Annotated in this window: 15 protein-coding genes; 3 read left to right on the forward strand and 12 right to left on the reverse strand. The window is 68.3% G+C overall.

The window, feature by feature from the left end; translation table 11 throughout:
• Nucleotides 1-13: 13 nt before the first annotated feature.
• The 4 genes from BCY78_RS17685 to BCY78_RS17700 form a co-directional block, all read right to left on the reverse strand.
• A complete protein-coding gene (locus BCY78_RS17685; RefSeq protein ID WP_199523176.1) occupies nucleotides 14-1,306 on the reverse strand; it encodes a TRAP transporter large permease in 1,293 nt (430 codons plus the stop codon).
• Entirely contained in the window at nucleotides 1,293-1,874 is a 582-nt protein-coding gene (locus tag BCY78_RS17690; RefSeq protein ID WP_233499434.1) for a TRAP transporter small permease, read from the reverse strand. Before BCY78_RS17690 ends, BCY78_RS17685 begins: the two co-directional genes overlap by 14 nt.
• Complete coding sequence (locus BCY78_RS17695) at nucleotides 1,871-2,899, reverse strand: TRAP transporter substrate-binding protein (protein ID WP_068304554.1); 1,029 nt, start codon at nucleotides 2,897-2,899, stop codon at nucleotides 1,871-1,873. The genes BCY78_RS17690 and BCY78_RS17695 overlap by 4 nt, the downstream gene beginning before the upstream one ends.
• Nucleotides 2,900-2,988: 89 nt before the next feature.
• Complete coding sequence (locus tag BCY78_RS17700) at nucleotides 2,989-3,477, reverse strand: MarR family winged helix-turn-helix transcriptional regulator (RefSeq protein ID WP_068304556.1); 489 nt, start codon at nucleotides 3,475-3,477, stop codon at nucleotides 2,989-2,991.
• A 108-nt stretch (nucleotides 3,478-3,585) separates the two neighbouring features.
• Between BCY78_RS17700 and BCY78_RS17705 the strand changes: the two genes are divergently transcribed.
• From BCY78_RS17705 to BCY78_RS17715, 3 genes are read left to right on the forward strand one after another with little or no spacing between them, the layout of a single operon-like run.
• Nucleotides 3,586-5,298: an AMP-binding protein gene (locus BCY78_RS17705; protein ID WP_068304557.1), complete on the forward strand. Its 1,713-nt coding sequence runs from the start codon at nucleotides 3,586-3,588 to the stop codon at nucleotides 5,296-5,298.
• Nucleotides 5,295-6,104, forward strand: coding sequence for an enoyl-CoA hydratase/isomerase family protein (locus tag BCY78_RS17710; RefSeq protein ID WP_068304558.1), 810 nt, complete (start codon nucleotides 5,295-5,297; stop codon nucleotides 6,102-6,104). The genes BCY78_RS17705 and BCY78_RS17710 overlap by 4 nt, the downstream gene beginning before the upstream one ends.
• Nucleotides 6,104-6,991: an SDR family NAD(P)-dependent oxidoreductase gene (locus tag BCY78_RS17715; protein WP_068304559.1), complete on the forward strand. Its 888-nt coding sequence runs from the start codon at nucleotides 6,104-6,106 to the stop codon at nucleotides 6,989-6,991. The genes BCY78_RS17710 and BCY78_RS17715 overlap by 1 nt, the downstream gene beginning before the upstream one ends.
• Before the next feature lie 6 nt (nucleotides 6,992-6,997).
• On the opposite strand, the gene BCY78_RS17720 is transcribed toward BCY78_RS17715, so the two are convergent.
• From BCY78_RS17720 to BCY78_RS17755, 8 genes are all read right to left on the reverse strand, one after another.
• Nucleotides 6,998-7,516 carry a hypothetical protein gene (locus BCY78_RS17720; protein ID WP_068304560.1) on the reverse strand — a complete coding sequence of 173 codons (519 nt, stop codon included), beginning with the start codon at nucleotides 7,514-7,516 and terminating at the stop codon, nucleotides 6,998-7,000.
• A 129-nt stretch (nucleotides 7,517-7,645) separates the two neighbouring features.
• On the reverse strand, nucleotides 7,646-8,467 hold the full coding sequence (locus tag BCY78_RS17725; protein ID WP_068304563.1) for an ATP-binding cassette domain-containing protein: 822 nt from the start codon (nucleotides 8,465-8,467) through the stop codon (nucleotides 7,646-7,648).
• Nucleotides 8,464-9,450, reverse strand: a complete 987-nt coding sequence (locus BCY78_RS17730; RefSeq protein WP_068304564.1) for an ABC transporter ATP-binding protein — start codon at nucleotides 9,448-9,450, stop codon at nucleotides 8,464-8,466. Before BCY78_RS17730 ends, BCY78_RS17725 begins: the two co-directional genes overlap by 4 nt.
• Nucleotides 9,450-10,268: an ABC transporter permease gene (locus BCY78_RS17735; protein ID WP_068304566.1), complete on the reverse strand. Its 819-nt coding sequence runs from the start codon at nucleotides 10,266-10,268 to the stop codon at nucleotides 9,450-9,452. Before BCY78_RS17735 ends, BCY78_RS17730 begins: the two co-directional genes overlap by 1 nt.
• Complete coding sequence (locus BCY78_RS17740) at nucleotides 10,268-11,212, reverse strand: ABC transporter permease (RefSeq protein ID WP_068304568.1); 945 nt, start codon at nucleotides 11,210-11,212, stop codon at nucleotides 10,268-10,270. Before BCY78_RS17740 ends, BCY78_RS17735 begins: the two co-directional genes overlap by 1 nt.
• 68 nt (nucleotides 11,213-11,280) lie before the next feature.
• The gene (locus BCY78_RS17745; RefSeq protein ID WP_068304569.1) at nucleotides 11,281-12,768 is read right to left on the reverse strand and encodes an ABC transporter substrate-binding protein; all 1,488 of its coding nucleotides are present in this window, start codon (nucleotides 12,766-12,768) and stop codon (nucleotides 11,281-11,283) included.
• Nucleotides 12,769-12,770: 2 nt separating this feature from the next.
• A complete protein-coding gene (locus tag BCY78_RS17750; protein ID WP_068304571.1) occupies nucleotides 12,771-13,547 on the reverse strand; it encodes a tyrosine-protein phosphatase in 777 nt (258 codons plus the stop codon).
• Nucleotides 13,540-14,385 carry a metallophosphoesterase gene (locus tag BCY78_RS17755; RefSeq protein ID WP_068304573.1) on the reverse strand — a complete coding sequence of 282 codons (846 nt, stop codon included), beginning with the start codon at nucleotides 14,383-14,385 and terminating at the stop codon, nucleotides 13,540-13,542. The genes BCY78_RS17750 and BCY78_RS17755 overlap by 8 nt, the downstream gene beginning before the upstream one ends.
• Nucleotides 14,386-14,485 lie beyond the last annotated feature (100 nt).

Genomic DNA, 14,485 nt, shown 5'->3' on the forward strand with positions numbered 1-14,485 from the left:
GTGTGCTTGCGGCTTACATGGTCGAGGGCAGGAACAGCACCAGCGCGGGGAAGGCGACCAGCAGGATCAGCCGCAGGATGTCGGTGACGACGAAGGGCAGCACGCCCTTGAAGATCGTGGTCAATTTCACCTCCTTGGCGATCATGTTGATGACGAAGACGTTGATCCCCACGGGCGGCGTGATCATCCCCAGCTCGGCCACCATGACGATGATCACGCCGAACCAGACCGCGTCGAAGCCAAGGTGCATGACGACCGGAAAGACGATCGGCACCAAGAGCAGGATCATGGCCATCGTGTCCAGAATGCAGCCCGCAAGGATGAAGGCGATCAGGATCAGCGCCAGCGTGCCATGCGCCGAGAGGTCCAGATCCACCAGCCAGGCCGTCAGCTTCTGCGGCGAGCGGGTGATGGCGAGGAAATAGCCAAACAGCACCGCGCCGATCAGCACCGTGAAGACCGAGACCGAGGTGCGCAGGCTCTCGACAAGGCAATGCAGGATTTTCGGCCCGTCCAGCTGGCCGCGCAGCACGCCGATCAGCAGGGTGGCGGCGGCGCCGATGGCCGAGGCCTCGGTCGGGGTGGCGACGCCAAGGTAGATCGACCCGATCACCGAGAAGAACAGCAGCGCCACGGCCCAGACGCCGGACAGCGCGCGCATCGCCTCGGGGAGGGAGAAGGGCTGGCCCGCCGGCAGGCCCTTGCGATGGGCGATGAGCACGGTCGCCATGTAGAGGACGATGGCCAGGGTGCCGGGGATGATGCCGGCGATGAACAATTTGCTGACGTCGGTTTCGGTGATGTAGGCATAGACCACCATCACCACCGAGGGCGGGATCATGATCCCCAAGGTACCGCCCGCAGCGATGACGCCGGTCGCCGTCTCCTCGCGGTAGCCGAAGCGGCGCATCTCGGGCAGGGCGATGCGGGTCATGGTGGCGGCCGTCGCAACCGACGACCCGCAGATCGCGGCGAAGCCCGCGCAGGCGGCGATGGTCGACATGGCGACGCCGCCCCTCAGCGCGCCGAACCACGCATTCGCGGCGCGGAACATCTCTCGGCTCATGCCGGAATGGGTGGCGAAGGACCCCATCAGGATGAAGAACACCACCAAGGACAGGTGGAAATCGGTCAGCACCCTGATCGGCGAGGTCGCCAGCAGGTTCAGCGCCGGGTTCAGCCCCCGGATCGCGCCGTAGCCGAACACGCCCACCAACCCCAGCGCCACGCCGATCGGCACGCGCAGCAGCAGCATGGCAAAGAGGGCGACGAAGCCCGAGACGGCGATCAGATCAGCGTAGGCCACGCTTTGCCTCATCCAGTTCCTGATTGTCAGCCGAGGCGAGGGTATCCGCCCCGGTGAGGATGCGTGCCAGCTTGACCGTGATGGTCAGGCAGCTGGCGGCCAGCCCGCCCCAGATCAGCGCAAGGAAGGGCCATAGCGGCAGGCGCAGGTCGAAGGTTGTCTCGCCCGAGGCGCGGACGGACAGGATGCGGCCCCAGATCTTCCACGCCAGCAATACGGCGAAGACCAGCAGTGCGGCCCAAGCCAGCGCGTCGACCGCGCGGCGCAGGCGCGGGCCGAGGCTCTCGGCCACCAGATCCACCTGAATATGCCCGCCCCTGAGGCCGATCACGGCAAAGCCCCACGCAAGGCAGGCGCCGAGGATCAGGCGCGAGATGTCGAAGCTGTCGGGCACGGGCATCGCGAACAGGTAGCGGCCCAGCGTCGAGACCACGACCAGCGCCGTGACAGAGCCCAAGAGGATCGCCGCCACCCATTCGACGGTGCGGCAGAAAAGGTCGAAGAAGCGGGTCATTTGTCCCTCGATGGCAAAGCCCCGGCCCTGTGACGGGCCGGGGGAGGGGATCATTCGTAGGCGCCGCCGGCAGCCTCAAGGCGCGAGACCAGATCGGCCAGTGCGCCTTCGGGGTCGGCCAGACCGGCGGTCCCGGCAGCCTCGGCCCATTCGCCGCGCAGCTGCACGGCCAGTGCCTGCCACGCCTCCATCTGCGCCGCGTCGGGTGTGTAGAAGGTGTGGGCCTCGTCGGTCTTCAGCCGCTCATAGGCCGCGACGTCGACGCGGTCCCAGCCGGTGGCAATGCGCTCGGACCATTCCGGCGTGCAATGCTCGTCGATCACCGCGCGGTTCTCATCCGACAGCCCGTCGTAGCTGGCCTGATTGATCGCATAGACGAAGGCCACGCCATAGAGCGGCAGGTCGAGGTGATGAGTCACCACGTCCTCGACCCCGAACAGACGCAGGCTGTCCCAGGGCGAGACGGTCGCATCGGCCCCGCCCGAGGACAGGATCGCGCGCATTTCCGGCGCGGGCACCTGCACCGGGCTCGCGCCCATCAGGCTGATCATGCGGGCGATGGTGGCTTGCGGCGGGCGGATGTTCATGCCGGCAAAATCTTCCGGGCCGGCAATCGGGCCACGGGTCGCATGCAGCGCGCCCGGATGGTGCAGGTGCACGAGGCAGACATGCACGTCCGGCATCTCCTGCGCGGCGTATTGCGCGTACCATTCGTGCAGCGCGCGACTGGCGCCGGTGGCGTTCGAGGTCAGGAACGGCAGTTCGGCCGCGGCGATGATCGGGAAGCGGCCGGCCTGATAGCCGGGGTTCACGAAGCCGATGTCGACGATGCCGTCGCGGGCCATGTCGTAATGGTCCGGCGCCGAGCCCAGCTGCTGGGCCGGGAAGACGTCGATCTGGATGCGGCCGTCCGAGGCCTCGTTGATCGATTGCACCCAAGGCTCGAAGCCCGAGATCTGCACTTCGGATTGCGGGGGCACCCAATGCGAGAAGGCCCAAGTGACCTCCTGCGCGGATGCCATGGTGGCAGCGGCCGAGAGCGCAAGCGCGCTCACGGCAGTCCAGCGAACTGCTTTCATCGTCTCTCTCCCTGATATGGGCGCGGGCCTCCGTTCCCGCGCCGGGCCGCACCGTCACCGCGACGGGCCGCCCCTCCCTCCGGCGGTTCTTACATCCGCCGGAAATTGCTGATGACGCGGTCCAGCATGCCGCGCAGCAGTGCCACTTCCTCGGGGCTGAAGCCCTGAAGCGTGGCGTCTTCCACGACATTCGCCTGCGCGCTGAGATCGGCGACGATCGCCTCGCCCTGCGCCGTTGCCCAGACCGCGTTCGAGCGCCGGTCGCCATCGACCGCGCGGCGCTCGACGATGCCCGACTTCTCCATCTTGTCGAGGATCGGCACGAGGCTGGAGCGTTGCAGCCCCACGGCCTCGGCCAGCTTGATCTGCGACTGGCCCGGATTCTGGCAGATGATCGACAGAAGCCCGAGGTAACGCGCCGCGCCCCCGTGATCCGGCGTGTTCGCCTCGAACGCCTTGTAGGCAAGGATCTGCGCCATCCGCAGGCGGAAGTTCACGCTGTCGGCCAGCGCCGGCTGCAGGGCCAGCATCAGGTCGGCTTCCGTGTCCTCAGACAGTCGGGCGGCGGCGCTTTGCATGGGTCGTCCTCGAACTGGTCATCGTCATATTGATTGACGTCGAACAATTCGATAACACTCGGATTGGAGGCTGTCCAGCCTGTCGTTGGAGAGTCAGGGGAGGAAGACATGAGCGAACACGCCTTGGCGCATTGGCCGGCCAGCAGCGATGGCCCGGAATTGTGGGAGATCACTCTGGGGGGTCTCTTGGACCGGCAAGCCGCCGCGCTGCCCGACCGGCTGGCGGTGGTGGGCGACGAAAAGGCCGGTGCCGTGTCGACCCGTTGGACCTATGCCCAGCTGAAGGCCGAGGCCGATGCGCTGGCCCGCGGCATCGTCGACTGGGGCATTCCCGCCGGGGCGCGCGTCGCCGTCATGGCGCAGAATTGCGCGGCCTGGGTGCTGCTGGAATACGCGCTGGCCAAGGCCGGTGTGGTGCTGGTCACGGTGAACCCTGCGCTGAAGCCCAATGAGCTGGCCTATCTGTTGGAGCAGGGTCAGGTCGCCGCGTTGTTCTTCGCGGCAGGCTTCCGGGGCAGCGATATTCCGGGCGACCTTTTGTCCCTGATGCCGGATCTGGCCGAGGTGACGGGTGGTTTGCGCAAGGCCGACGGCCCCTTCCCCGCCCTGCGTCGCCTTGCGGTGATCGGCGGTGAGGCCCCCTTCGCCCGCCGGTTCGAGGATGTCGTGGCCGCCGGCCTGCCGCTGGATGACGCCGCCCGCGCGGCCCGTCAGGACGCGGTGCAGCCGCGCGATGTGGCACAGATCCAGTACACCAGCGGCACCACCGGCAAGCCCAAGGGCGCCATGCTGACCCATCATTCCACCGTCAACAACGCCCGCCTGATGGCCGATCGCGGCGGCTATTCGCCCGGCGACACGATGCTTTCGGCGATGCCGCTGTTCCACACGGCAGGCTGCGTCTGCAACGTCATGGCGCTGGCGGCCTGCGGCGGCACTCTGGTGACGATGGACAGTTTCGAGGCCGGGCGGATGCTGCAGCTCTGGGACGAGTTCCGCCCGACGCTGCTCAATGCCGTGCCGACGATGATGGTGCGGATGCTCGAGCACCCCGACAACGGCCAATACCAAACCCGGACCCTGCGCCGGATCATCACCGGTGGCACCTCGATCCCGCCGAGCCTGATGCTGAAGATGCGCGAGGCCACGGACGGCGAGCCGCTGATCATCATGGGCATGACCGAATGCAGCCCGATCATCACTCAGACCCGCGATTCGGATGATCTGGAGACCCGCGTGTCCACCGCCGGCGTTCCCTTGCCCCATACCGAGATCCGCATCGCCGATGTGGAAACCGGCGCGACCCTGCCCTTCGGCCAATCGGGCGAGCTGTGCATCCGGGGCTATCTGGTGATGAAGGGCTATTTCGACATGCCCGAGAAGACCGCCGAGGCGATCGACGCGGACGGCTGGCTGCATTCCGGCGACCTCGCGGTGCTGGAGGATACCGGGCATCTGCGCATCGTCGGGCGACTGAAGGACATGATCATCCGCGGCGGCGAGAACGTCTATCCGGTCGAGATCGAGGAATGTCTGCTCGATCACCCGGCGGTCAGTCAGGCGCAGGTGGTGGGCGTCCCCGACCCCGATCTGGGCGAGGAGAGCTATGCCTATGCGGTGCTGGTCGAGGGGGCCTCGGCCGATGCGGCGGCCTTGCAGAACCACTGCCGCGCGCGCATGGCCCGGCACAAGATGCCGAAATACGTGGAAATCGTGAAGGAGTTGCCGATGACGGCGAACGGCAAGATCCAGAAATTCGCCTTGCGCGAGGCAGCCATCGCCGCGTTGCGGGACGGTCGCGTCACGGCGGTCCGCGCATGACGCTGCCGCTTCTGTTCGAGCGCGACGGCGCGGTCGCGATCCTGACCCTGAACCGCCCCGAGGCGCGCAATGCGCTGAGCCCGGAACTGGCCTGCCGTCTGGCCGATGCGATGGACGAGATCGCCGCGGACGAGACGATCCGCGCCGTGGTTCTGACCGGCGCGGGCGACAAGGCCTTCTGCTCTGGCGGCGATCTGGCGCTGTCGCTGCCGCTCCTGTCCGGCGCGCGCCAGCCCGAGACCGAGTGGGACCGCCGCTTCCTCGCCGACGACGGCGTCAATGCCCGCATCGCGCAGCGCGGCTTTGACATGCCGAAGCCGGTGATCGCGGCGGTGAACGGCCCCTGCATGGCCGGGGGCATGGAGACGCTGCTCGGCACCGACATCCGCATCGCCGTGCCGCATGCGACCTTCGCCCTGCCCGAGGCCGCGCGGGGCGTGATCCCCTTCGCGGGCGCGCTGGTGCGCCTGCCGCGGCAGATCCCCTATGCGCTGGCAATGGAGATGATGCTGACGGGTGCGGCCATTGACGCCGAAACCGCGCTGAACGCGGGCCTCATCGGCCGCATCGTCGCGCCCGGCGCGCTGATGGACACGGCCATGACCCTCGCGCGCAAGGTCGCGGCCAATGCGCCGGTCGCCGTGCAACAGATCAAGCGCACGGTGATCGCGGCGAGCGGCGTCACGCTGGCCGAGGGCTATGTGATGGAGGACCGCGCCAAGCGTGTGGTCATGGCGACCGAGGACGCCCGCGAGGGCCCGCGCGCCTTCATGGAAAAACGCGCACCGATCTACAGGGGCAAGTGATGCTGGTTGGGAAAGTGGCAGTCGTGACCGGTGCCGGGTTGGGCATCGGTCGCGCCTCGGCGATGGCGCTGGCCCAGGCCGGGGCCTCGGTCGTGGTGAATGACATCGACGGCGCGGCGGCGCAGTCGGTGGTCGATGCGATAACGGCGAAGGGCGGCAAGGCGGTCGCGGTGGCGGCGGCGATTGGGACAGACGGATCGGCCGAGGCCTGCGTGCAGGCGGCGGTCGACAGCTTCGGGCGGCTCGACATCTTGTTCGCCTGCGCTGGGGTGTTGCGCGATTCCGTGCTGTGGAAGACCGAGGATGCAGCCTTTGACCTCGTGATCGGCACCCATCTGCGTGGCAGCTTCCAATGCGGCCGGGCGGCTGCGCGGCAGTTCAAGGCGCAGGGCGGCGGCGGGAGCCTGATCCTGACGGCCTCGCCCGCCGGACAGCAGGGGAATTTCGGGCAGGGCGCCTATGCGGCGGCGAAGGCCGGGATCGTCGGCATGATGCGCAGCTGGGCACTGGAGCTGGCGCGCGACGGGGTTGGCGTCAACGCCATCGTGCCGACGGCCCTGACCCGGATGACGGCGACGATCCCCGCGCTGGCCCCGCATGTTGCGGCGCTGGAACGCGGCGAGCCTCTGCCGCAAAGCCTGCGCGAAAAGGGCATCGGCACGCCTGAGGACGTGGCGCCGCTGGTGGTGTTCCTCGCCTCGGACGCGGCGAAGGGGATCACCGGGCAGGCGCTGGGGATCGGGGGTGATCGGCTGTCGCTGTGGACCCATCCGTCCGAGCCCGAGATCCGTCACGCTCCGGGCGGTTGGACGGCCGAGGGCATCGCCAAGACCCTGTCTCAAGCGATGCCATGGCAAGTCGTGGGTGTCCCGATGGACTTTGGCTGAGGCCTGTCAGGCCTTGGCGGGATAGTTGCGGCGCAGGGTGCCGAGCGAGATCGCCCCGCGCGGCGACAGGCAGTCGATGCCCGGATAGGCCCGGCCCAGCATGCGGGTCAGATCATCCGCCGACATCGTCTCCGCCGACGGCGCCTTGGCGCTGTAGGGACGGTATTTCGTGTCGGGCCGGTTGGCCGAGGTCAGCAGGACGCGGACCTTCTCGACCCGCGCGATCTCGGCTTCGAGCTCGGCCAAGGTCACGCCGTCACGGCGCGGGCCGCTGGCATGGGTCGAGGGGATCTCGTTGGGATGCAGGCGCCGGGTCTCGGCGGGAATGATCTTGATCGTGTCCATCTGACGCGGCGCCGGCGGCGTCGCGGGATGGCGCGGGTGACGGCGGAGGAAGTCCGTCGCCATATGCCCAACCGGAGTCCGGTTGGCGGCAATGCTCTCGATTTCGCGGTAGGCGTCGGTTTGGCCATTCTCAAGGATGGCCCTTTTGGCGTTCTGGAAACGCTCCAGGGTACTCGGCATCGTTAACCTTACAGGAGAAGCTGGGGAGCAAATTCTACCAAAGGATGATTGCCGTGAAGGGCTTGGAGGTCAACCCCCTAGATCAATAACCAACCATTAAGGTTACCATTTCGGGACGTTAACCGCATTTCAGGGGGTATTATTCACCAGTTCACGATTGTCTGCGGACTTTGTTTCCGGTCGGGCGAGCAAGCTGCGGGTGTAGGACTCGCGCGGATGGGAGAAGACCTGCGCGACCGGACCGGATTCGACGATGCGTCCGCGGTGCATCACCGCCACCCGGTCGCATTGATGCGCCACCAGCGCGAGGTCGTGGCTGATGAACAGCATCGCCAGCCCCATCTGTGCCTGCAGGTCCGACAGCAGGTTCAGGATCTGCCCCTGCATCGACACATCCAGCGCCGACACGGGCTCATCGGCGACCAGCAGGCGGGGGCGAGTGACGATGCCACGGGCGATGGCCACCCGCTGCCGCTGCCCGCCGGAGAATTGGTGCGGGAACTTGGCGCCATCGGCGGGGCGCAGGCCCACCTGCTCCAACGCCTCGGCCACGCGCTTGCGGCGGGTCGGGGCGTCCAGCGCGGGATCGGCGAGCAAGGGTTCGGCAATGGACCAGCCGACGGGACGGCGCGGGTCGAGCGACCCGAACGGGTCCTGAAACACCATCTGGAACCCCGCGCGCAGGCGACGCAGCTCAGGCGCGGGGAGGGCGTTGATGTCCTGTCCCAGCACGGTGATCCGCCCGGCGTCCGGGCGGTCGAAGCCCATCACCAGCCGCGCCAATGTCGACTTGCCCGAGCCGGATTCGCCCACAATGCCAAGGGTTTCGCCCGCCGACAGGGTCAGGCTGGCGTCGCTGAGGGCCTGAAGCATCGGGCGCGGGCCCAGAAGGCGACGGCGGGGCAGGGGATAGGCGCGGCTCACGCCGGAGAGGGACAGGACGACGCTCATGCCGGGACCTTTGCGGGCAACAGGGGGGCGAGGCAGCGCACCTGCCGTTGGCCGGGGCCCAAGACGCTGACCGCGGGGCGCAACCCGGCGCAGGCGGGGCGCTCGATCGGGCAGCGACCGGCGAAGCGGCAGCCCTTGGGCAGATCGGCCAACGCGGGGACGGAGCCGGGGATGCTGGCCAGCCGGGGCCTCGGGGCGCCATCGGCCCGCAGGGTGAGCGCATCGAGCCGCGGACGGGCCTCGATCAGGCCCTTGGTATAGGGATGGCGGGGATCGGCCAGAAGCTGCGCGGTCGGGCCGCGCTCGACGATGTCGCCGCCATACATCACCAGCATCTCCTCGGTGACGCGGGCGACGGCCTCGAGGTCATGGCTGATGAACACCAGCGCCATGTCCCGCGTCTCGCTGAGGCGTTTGAGCAGGTCGAGGATCCGTCCGGCGACATGGGCATCGAGCGCGGTGGTCGGCTCATCCGCGACCAGCAGCTGTGGATCGCAAGACAGGGCGGCGGCGATCAGCACGCGCTGGCGTTGGCCGCCGGACAACTGGTGGGGATATTGGTCGAGCCGGGCCTCGGGGTCCGGGATGCCGACCTCGACCAGAAGGTCGCGGGCACGGGCACGGGCGGCGCGACGGTCCAGCCGCAAATGCAGGCGCATCGGTTCGGCGATGATGTCGCCCACGCGCTTCAGCGGGTTCAGAGCGGACAGGGGTTCCTGGAACACCATCGCCACCTTGCGCGCCCGGTAGGAACGCCACAGGCGCTCTGGCGCGGCGGCCATTTCCTGCCCGTCGATCTCGATCGAGCCGGAGACGCGGGCCGAGGCCGGGGCCATGCCCAGCAGCGCCAGTGCGGTGATCGACTTGCCACAGCCGGATTCGCCGACCAGCCCCAGCCGTGCCCCGCGCGGGATGTCGAAACTGGCGCTGCGGACGGCCTCATGCCCGTCGAAGGACAGGGACAGGTTGCGGATCTTGTACATCAGCGGGCCTTCTCTCGGCGCGGATCGGCAAGGTCGCGCAGACCGTCGCCCAGCAGGTTGAAGCCCAGTACCGTGGCGACGATGCACAGGCCCGGCAGCACCGTCAGTTGCGGCGCGAGGAACAGCAGCGTCTGGGCCTCGGACAGCATACGGCCCCAGCTGGGCTCGGGCGGTTGCACGCCAAGGCCGAGGTAGCTGAGCGCGGCCTCGATAAGGATGGCGCCGGCGAAGTCGATGGTCGCCTGCACGATGACGATGGCGGCGATGTTGGGCAGGACGTGGTCGCGGGTGATGGCCAGCCCGCCCCGGGCCGAGGCGCGGGCGGCCAGCACGTAGTCGCGCTGCCAGACCTGCCGGGCCGAGGCGCAGGAGACGCGCACGAAAACCGGGATGTTGATGAAGGCGATGGCGACGACGGCGTTGGCGAAGGAAGGGCCGAAAGCGGCGGCGAGCATGATCGCGAATAGAAGCGCGGGGAAGGCGAAGCTGAAATCGGCGAGGCGCAGCACGATTTCCTCGGTCCAGCCGCCTTTCGCGCCGGCCAGCAGCCCCAATGCGGTTCCCAAAGCGCCGCCAAGGCCCACGGCCACCAGCGCGATGGTCAAGGAGTTGCGGGCGCCGACCATCAGCTGGGTCAGCACGTCGCGGCCCAGCTGATCGGTGCCTAGCCAATAGCGGGCGGAGGGGGGCTGGAACCGTTCGGACACGGCGACGGTGGCAAAATCCTGCGGGGTCCAGACCAGCGACACCAGCGCGGCGAGGGCGATGACGCCCACCAGCGCGCCGCCGATCCACAGAGAGACAGGGAGGTTGCGCATCAGCTTCGACCTTCACGAAGGCGGGGGTCGATCAGCAGGTAGATCATGTCGACAAGGAAGTTCACGATCACCACGATCGAGGCGAACAACAGGACCAGCGCCTGCACGGTGTAGAGATCGCGGTTGTTGATCGCCTGAAACATCAGCCGGCCCAGACCGGGCAGGAAGAAGACATTCTCGATGACGATGGTGCCGGTGATCAGCCCGGCCAGCTGCATCCCGGCGACGGTGACCATGGGCACTAAGGCATTGGGCAGGACATGGCCCCACATGACCCGGCGCGGCGACAGGCCGAGGGCGCGGGCGGTGCGGGCATAGTCCAGCTTCGCCACTTCCAGCACCGAGGCCCGCGTGACACGGGCCAGAACCGAGGCCTGCACCAGCACCAGCGCGGTGACCGGCAGCACGAGGGATTTCAGCGCCTCAAGCGGTTCGGCCCAGCCGGGAAACCCGCCCGAGGGCAGGACGCGAAGGGTCACGGCGAACAGGAGGACCAGCAGGATCGACAGCCAGAAGGCGGGGATGGCGATGCCCAGCTGGCTGAGGATCATCGTCACCCAATCGCCCGCCTTTCCGTGGCGCGCGGCGGCGAACACGCCCAAAGCGGTGGCCAGCGCGATGGTCAGGATGCTGGCCAGCAGCCCCAGTGTCAGGGTCAGCGGCAGGCGTTCGAGGATCAGCTCGGTGACCGGAACGCGATACGCATAGGAGGTGCCGAAATCACTCTGGAGGATGCCGCCTAACCAGTCGAGATACCGCGCCCAGACCGGCTGATCGAGGCCCAGCTGCGCGCTGAGGGCGGCGCGGGCGTCCTCAGTGGAATCGAGGCCGAGGATAGTCAGCGCGGGATCGCCCGGCAGGACGTTCATCACCGCGAAGACGACGAGGGAGATGCCGGTCAGCGTGGCCACAAGGCCCGCGAGGCGGCGCAACAGGAAGGGCATGGAGGGGGCTCGGACGGAAGGGAACGGCGCCCGCGGCTGAGGGCGGGCGCCGGGGGGTCAGGGGTGGATCACTCGGTCCAGCGCAGGTCGGCCAGCGGCGAGAAGATCACCGGCGACGAGACCCAGTAGCCCGACAGCTCGGTGCGGTAGACGCCGAGGCTGGGCAGCTGGAACAGGAAGCCATGCACGGCCTCGTCGGCAACGAAGCGCTGCGCGTCCTGCAGCAGGGCACCGCGCGCGACCGGGTCGGCGGTGGCGACGATCTGGTCCCACAGCGTGTTGAAGGCCGGATTGTCGTAGCCGTAGAAGTAGTTCGGGCCACGGGTGAAGTTGCTCAGATCGTTGGGCGAGGTATGGGCGATGATCGTCATCTCATAATCCCGCCCGTTGTAGACCTGATCCATCCACGCGGCCCATTCCAGCTGCTCGACCTCGACGTCGAGACCGATCGCGGCCATCTCGGCCTGAATGATCACTGCCGAGCGGGTGGCATAGGCGAAGGGCGGAATGCGCAGGCGGATGCTGGTGCCTTCGGCGATGCCGGCATCGGCCAGCAGGCTGCGGGCGACCTCGGGGTCGAAGGGATAGAGGCCGGTCAGATCGACGTAATTGGCGTCCGAGGGCGGGAAGAAGCTGCCGATCGGCGTGGCATAGCCATACATCGCGCCGTCGATGATCTCCTGCCGGTTCAGGCCGTGGTTCACGGCGCGGCGGGCGTCGATGTCGTCGAAGGGGGCGCGGCCGTTGTTCAGCGCAAGGATCACCTCGCCCTGCGTGGTGCCGACGGCGACGGTGAAGCGCGGGTCGCTCTCGAACATCGGCAGCAGCTCGGGCGAGGGGAAGCCCGCAGTGCCGTCGATCTCGCCGGCCATCAGCGCGTTGGTGACGGCGGTCGGGTCGGCGATGAAGCGGAAGGTGATGCGCTCCATCATGCCGTCCTGCAGGTCGCGGTAATCGTCGTTGCGCACCAGCGTCAGGCGGTCGCCGCGGGTCCAGCTGTCAAAGCGGAACGGGCCGGTGCCGACCGGGCTGGTGGCGTTGCCGTCGACGCTTTCCGGCGCGACGATCGAGGCATCGCCCTGCGCGAGGTTGAACAGGAAGAAGGCGTCGGTGTGATCGATGGTGATCACCACGGTCTGCGCATCGGGGGCGGTGATCTCGGTGATCGGCTCGAAGATGCGCTTCGACGGGTTGGTCGAGTCTTCGGCCATCGCGCGGTTGAAGCTGAACAGGACGTCCTCGGCGTCGAAGCTGGTGCCGTCGTGGAAGGTGACGCCGCTGGCCAGCGTGAAGGTATAGGTCAGGCCGTCCTCGGACACCGTCCAGTCGGTGGCGAGGGCGGGGATGACTTCGCCGGCCTCGTTCACCGAGGTCAGCGATTCATAGACGTTCTGCGTCAGCATCGAGTCGATCGAGGCCGTGGCATCGGCCGTCGGGTCCAGCACGGTCGGTTCCTGCTGGGTCGACAGGGTGATTTCGGTGCGCGCCCAGCCCGGCAGGGCCATCAGCGGAAGGGCGACGAGGGCGGTGGTCAGCGCAAGGGCGGTACGGCGCATGATCAGGTCTCCGGTTGGAAAAGGGGCGCATCCGACGCCGGGGCGGCGGCGGATGTCTCGTCGTGAGGCCGGGTCAGGCGGTGGCGCAGGGCGCGCTGTTCGGACGGGGTCAGGCCCGCGTCGGACAGGTAGCCCTCGGCACCGCCGTGCCGGTCGTCGAGCGCGGCGAGGAAGCCGTGCATCGTCTCGGCCTCGCTGCGCCAATAACGCGACAGCAGGGCCAGATCCCATTGATGCGCCACGGCGCGGGCGCGCAGGCGCTCCAGAACCGGGCCGATGTGGCGGCCGGTCTCGGAGTAATCGGCAACGATCTGCGCGTCGGGCACACCGGCCAGCCGCAGCATCAGCGCCACCATCATGCCCGTCCGGTCCTTGCCGACCGTGCAATGCACCAGCACCGCGCCCGTGGGGGCCTCGGCCACCAGCCGCAGGGTGGAGGCGAAATGCGCGGCGCTGTCCTCCAGCGCGCGCAGGTACAGCGCCAGCAACGGGTCCGGGGCCTCGACGATCTCGGGCGCGGCGAGGTTCAGGCCGCCGAACAAGGGCGCGTTGTGATAGCGCAGAGGCGTCGGGTACAGGGTGCGTGCCGGCCCGGCCTCGGCGGGTTCCCGCAGGTCGATGACGGTTCCCAGCCCCTGCCGGCGCAGCGTCGCGACCTCGTCGGCGCCGATGCCCTGCGGGTCGTCGGCACGCCACAGCCGGCCCGGCGCGACGGGCCCGAGCCCGCCGAGGTCGCGCAGATTGTGCAGGCCGGGCAGGGGGATGCGGCGGTCAGGCATCGCGGCTGGCCTCGCGCGCCATCAGCCCGGCGATATCGATCCGCTTGATCAGCGCACGGGTCTGGGCATGCGGCACGAAGGTCGCTGTCAGGCCGCTGTCGCGCAGGTGGCACAGGGTCAGGCCCGCGCCCTCGACCAGCCGGATCTCGCCCTTCGGGGCGGTCGGATCGGTGGCGGCGTGATGGCCTTGGCCGATCACCACCGGCACGCCGTGCCAGAGGCTGACCTCCTCCATATGCACATGGCCCGAGAGGATGCCGACCACGTCGTGCCCGGCCATCGCCTGCCGCAGCGCCTCGGTCGAGGCCGCGTCGAGCCGGTCCCAGGCCTGCGTGCGGTTCAGGTCCAGCAACGGCGCATGGTGCAGCACCAGCAATTTGCGCAGATCGGGATGGGCGCCCAGACGGTCGCGCAGCCAGTCCTGCTGGGCCGCGTCGATCTCGCCACCGACATGGCCGGGGATCGCGGTATCCAGCGTGATGACATGCAGCCCGGCGATCACCGCGTCATGGTCATGCGACGCCTCGCCCGCGCCCAGCCCGAACACCGCCCGGAACGGCCCGCGCTGGTCGTGGTTGCCAAGCGCCAGCACCAGCGGCAGGTCGTCGGCCTCCTCGGTCAGCAGGTCCTTCAGCGTCTCGTAATCCTCGGGCCGGCCCCGGTCGGTCAGATCGCCCGAGATCACCACGAAGGCCGGGCGCTGCGACAGGCCCCGGATCGCCGCGAACGAGGCGCGCACGGCAGACATCGTGTCGCTGAGCAGCAGCGGATTGGCCAGCTGCGGCGCGGAAAGGTGCAGGTCGGTGAGGTGAACGAAGAAGAGCGGGTCCTGGGTCATCGGGGGTCTGTTTTGCCTGTCATGCCGGTTGTCATCCTGTTGGCGCCGTCGTAGCGTCCGCTCATGACAGTAGAATGAACGTTCATTCTATTTTTGCCGG

The sequence above is a fragment of the Pararhodobacter sp. CCB-MM2 genome (assembly GCF_001691415.1).
Classification (GTDB): Bacteria; Pseudomonadota; Alphaproteobacteria; order Rhodobacterales; family Rhodobacteraceae; genus Pararhodobacter.

Excerpts from the sequence above, each read along its gene's own strand:
- BCY78_RS17690 (WP_233499434.1), bottom strand. The coding sequence starts at position 1,874 with ATGATCCCCTCCCCCGGCCCGTCACAGGGCCGGGGCTTTGCCATCGAG.
- BCY78_RS17695 (WP_068304554.1), bottom strand. The coding sequence starts at position 2,899 with ATGAAAGCAGTTCGCTGGACTGCCGTGAGCGCGCTTGCGCTCTCGGCC.
- BCY78_RS17700 (WP_068304556.1), bottom strand. The coding sequence starts at position 3,477 with ATGCAAAGCGCCGCCGCCCGACTGTCTGAGGACACGGAAGCCGACCTG.
- BCY78_RS17705 (WP_068304557.1), top strand. The coding sequence starts at position 3,586 with ATGAGCGAACACGCCTTGGCGCATTGGCCGGCCAGCAGCGATGGCCCG.
- BCY78_RS17710 (WP_068304558.1), top strand. The coding sequence starts at position 5,295 with ATGACGCTGCCGCTTCTGTTCGAGCGCGACGGCGCGGTCGCGATCCTG.
- BCY78_RS17715 (WP_068304559.1), top strand. The coding sequence starts at position 6,104 with ATGCTGGTTGGGAAAGTGGCAGTCGTGACCGGTGCCGGGTTGGGCATC.
- BCY78_RS17720 (WP_068304560.1), bottom strand. The coding sequence starts at position 7,516 with ATGCCGAGTACCCTGGAGCGTTTCCAGAACGCCAAAAGGGCCATCCTT.
- BCY78_RS17725 (WP_068304563.1), bottom strand. The coding sequence starts at position 8,467 with ATGAGCGTCGTCCTGTCCCTCTCCGGCGTGAGCCGCGCCTATCCCCTG.
- BCY78_RS17730 (WP_068304564.1), bottom strand. The coding sequence starts at position 9,450 with ATGTACAAGATCCGCAACCTGTCCCTGTCCTTCGACGGGCATGAGGCC.
- BCY78_RS17735 (WP_068304566.1), bottom strand. The coding sequence starts at position 10,268 with ATGCGCAACCTCCCTGTCTCTCTGTGGATCGGCGGCGCGCTGGTGGGC.
- BCY78_RS17740 (WP_068304568.1), bottom strand. The coding sequence starts at position 11,212 with ATGCCCTTCCTGTTGCGCCGCCTCGCGGGCCTTGTGGCCACGCTGACC.
- BCY78_RS17745 (WP_068304569.1), bottom strand. The coding sequence starts at position 12,768 with ATGCGCCGTACCGCCCTTGCGCTGACCACCGCCCTCGTCGCCCTTCCG.
- BCY78_RS17750 (WP_068304571.1), bottom strand. The coding sequence starts at position 13,547 with ATGCCTGACCGCCGCATCCCCCTGCCCGGCCTGCACAATCTGCGCGAC.
- BCY78_RS17755 (WP_068304573.1), bottom strand. The coding sequence starts at position 14,385 with ATGACCCAGGACCCGCTCTTCTTCGTTCACCTCACCGACCTGCACCTT.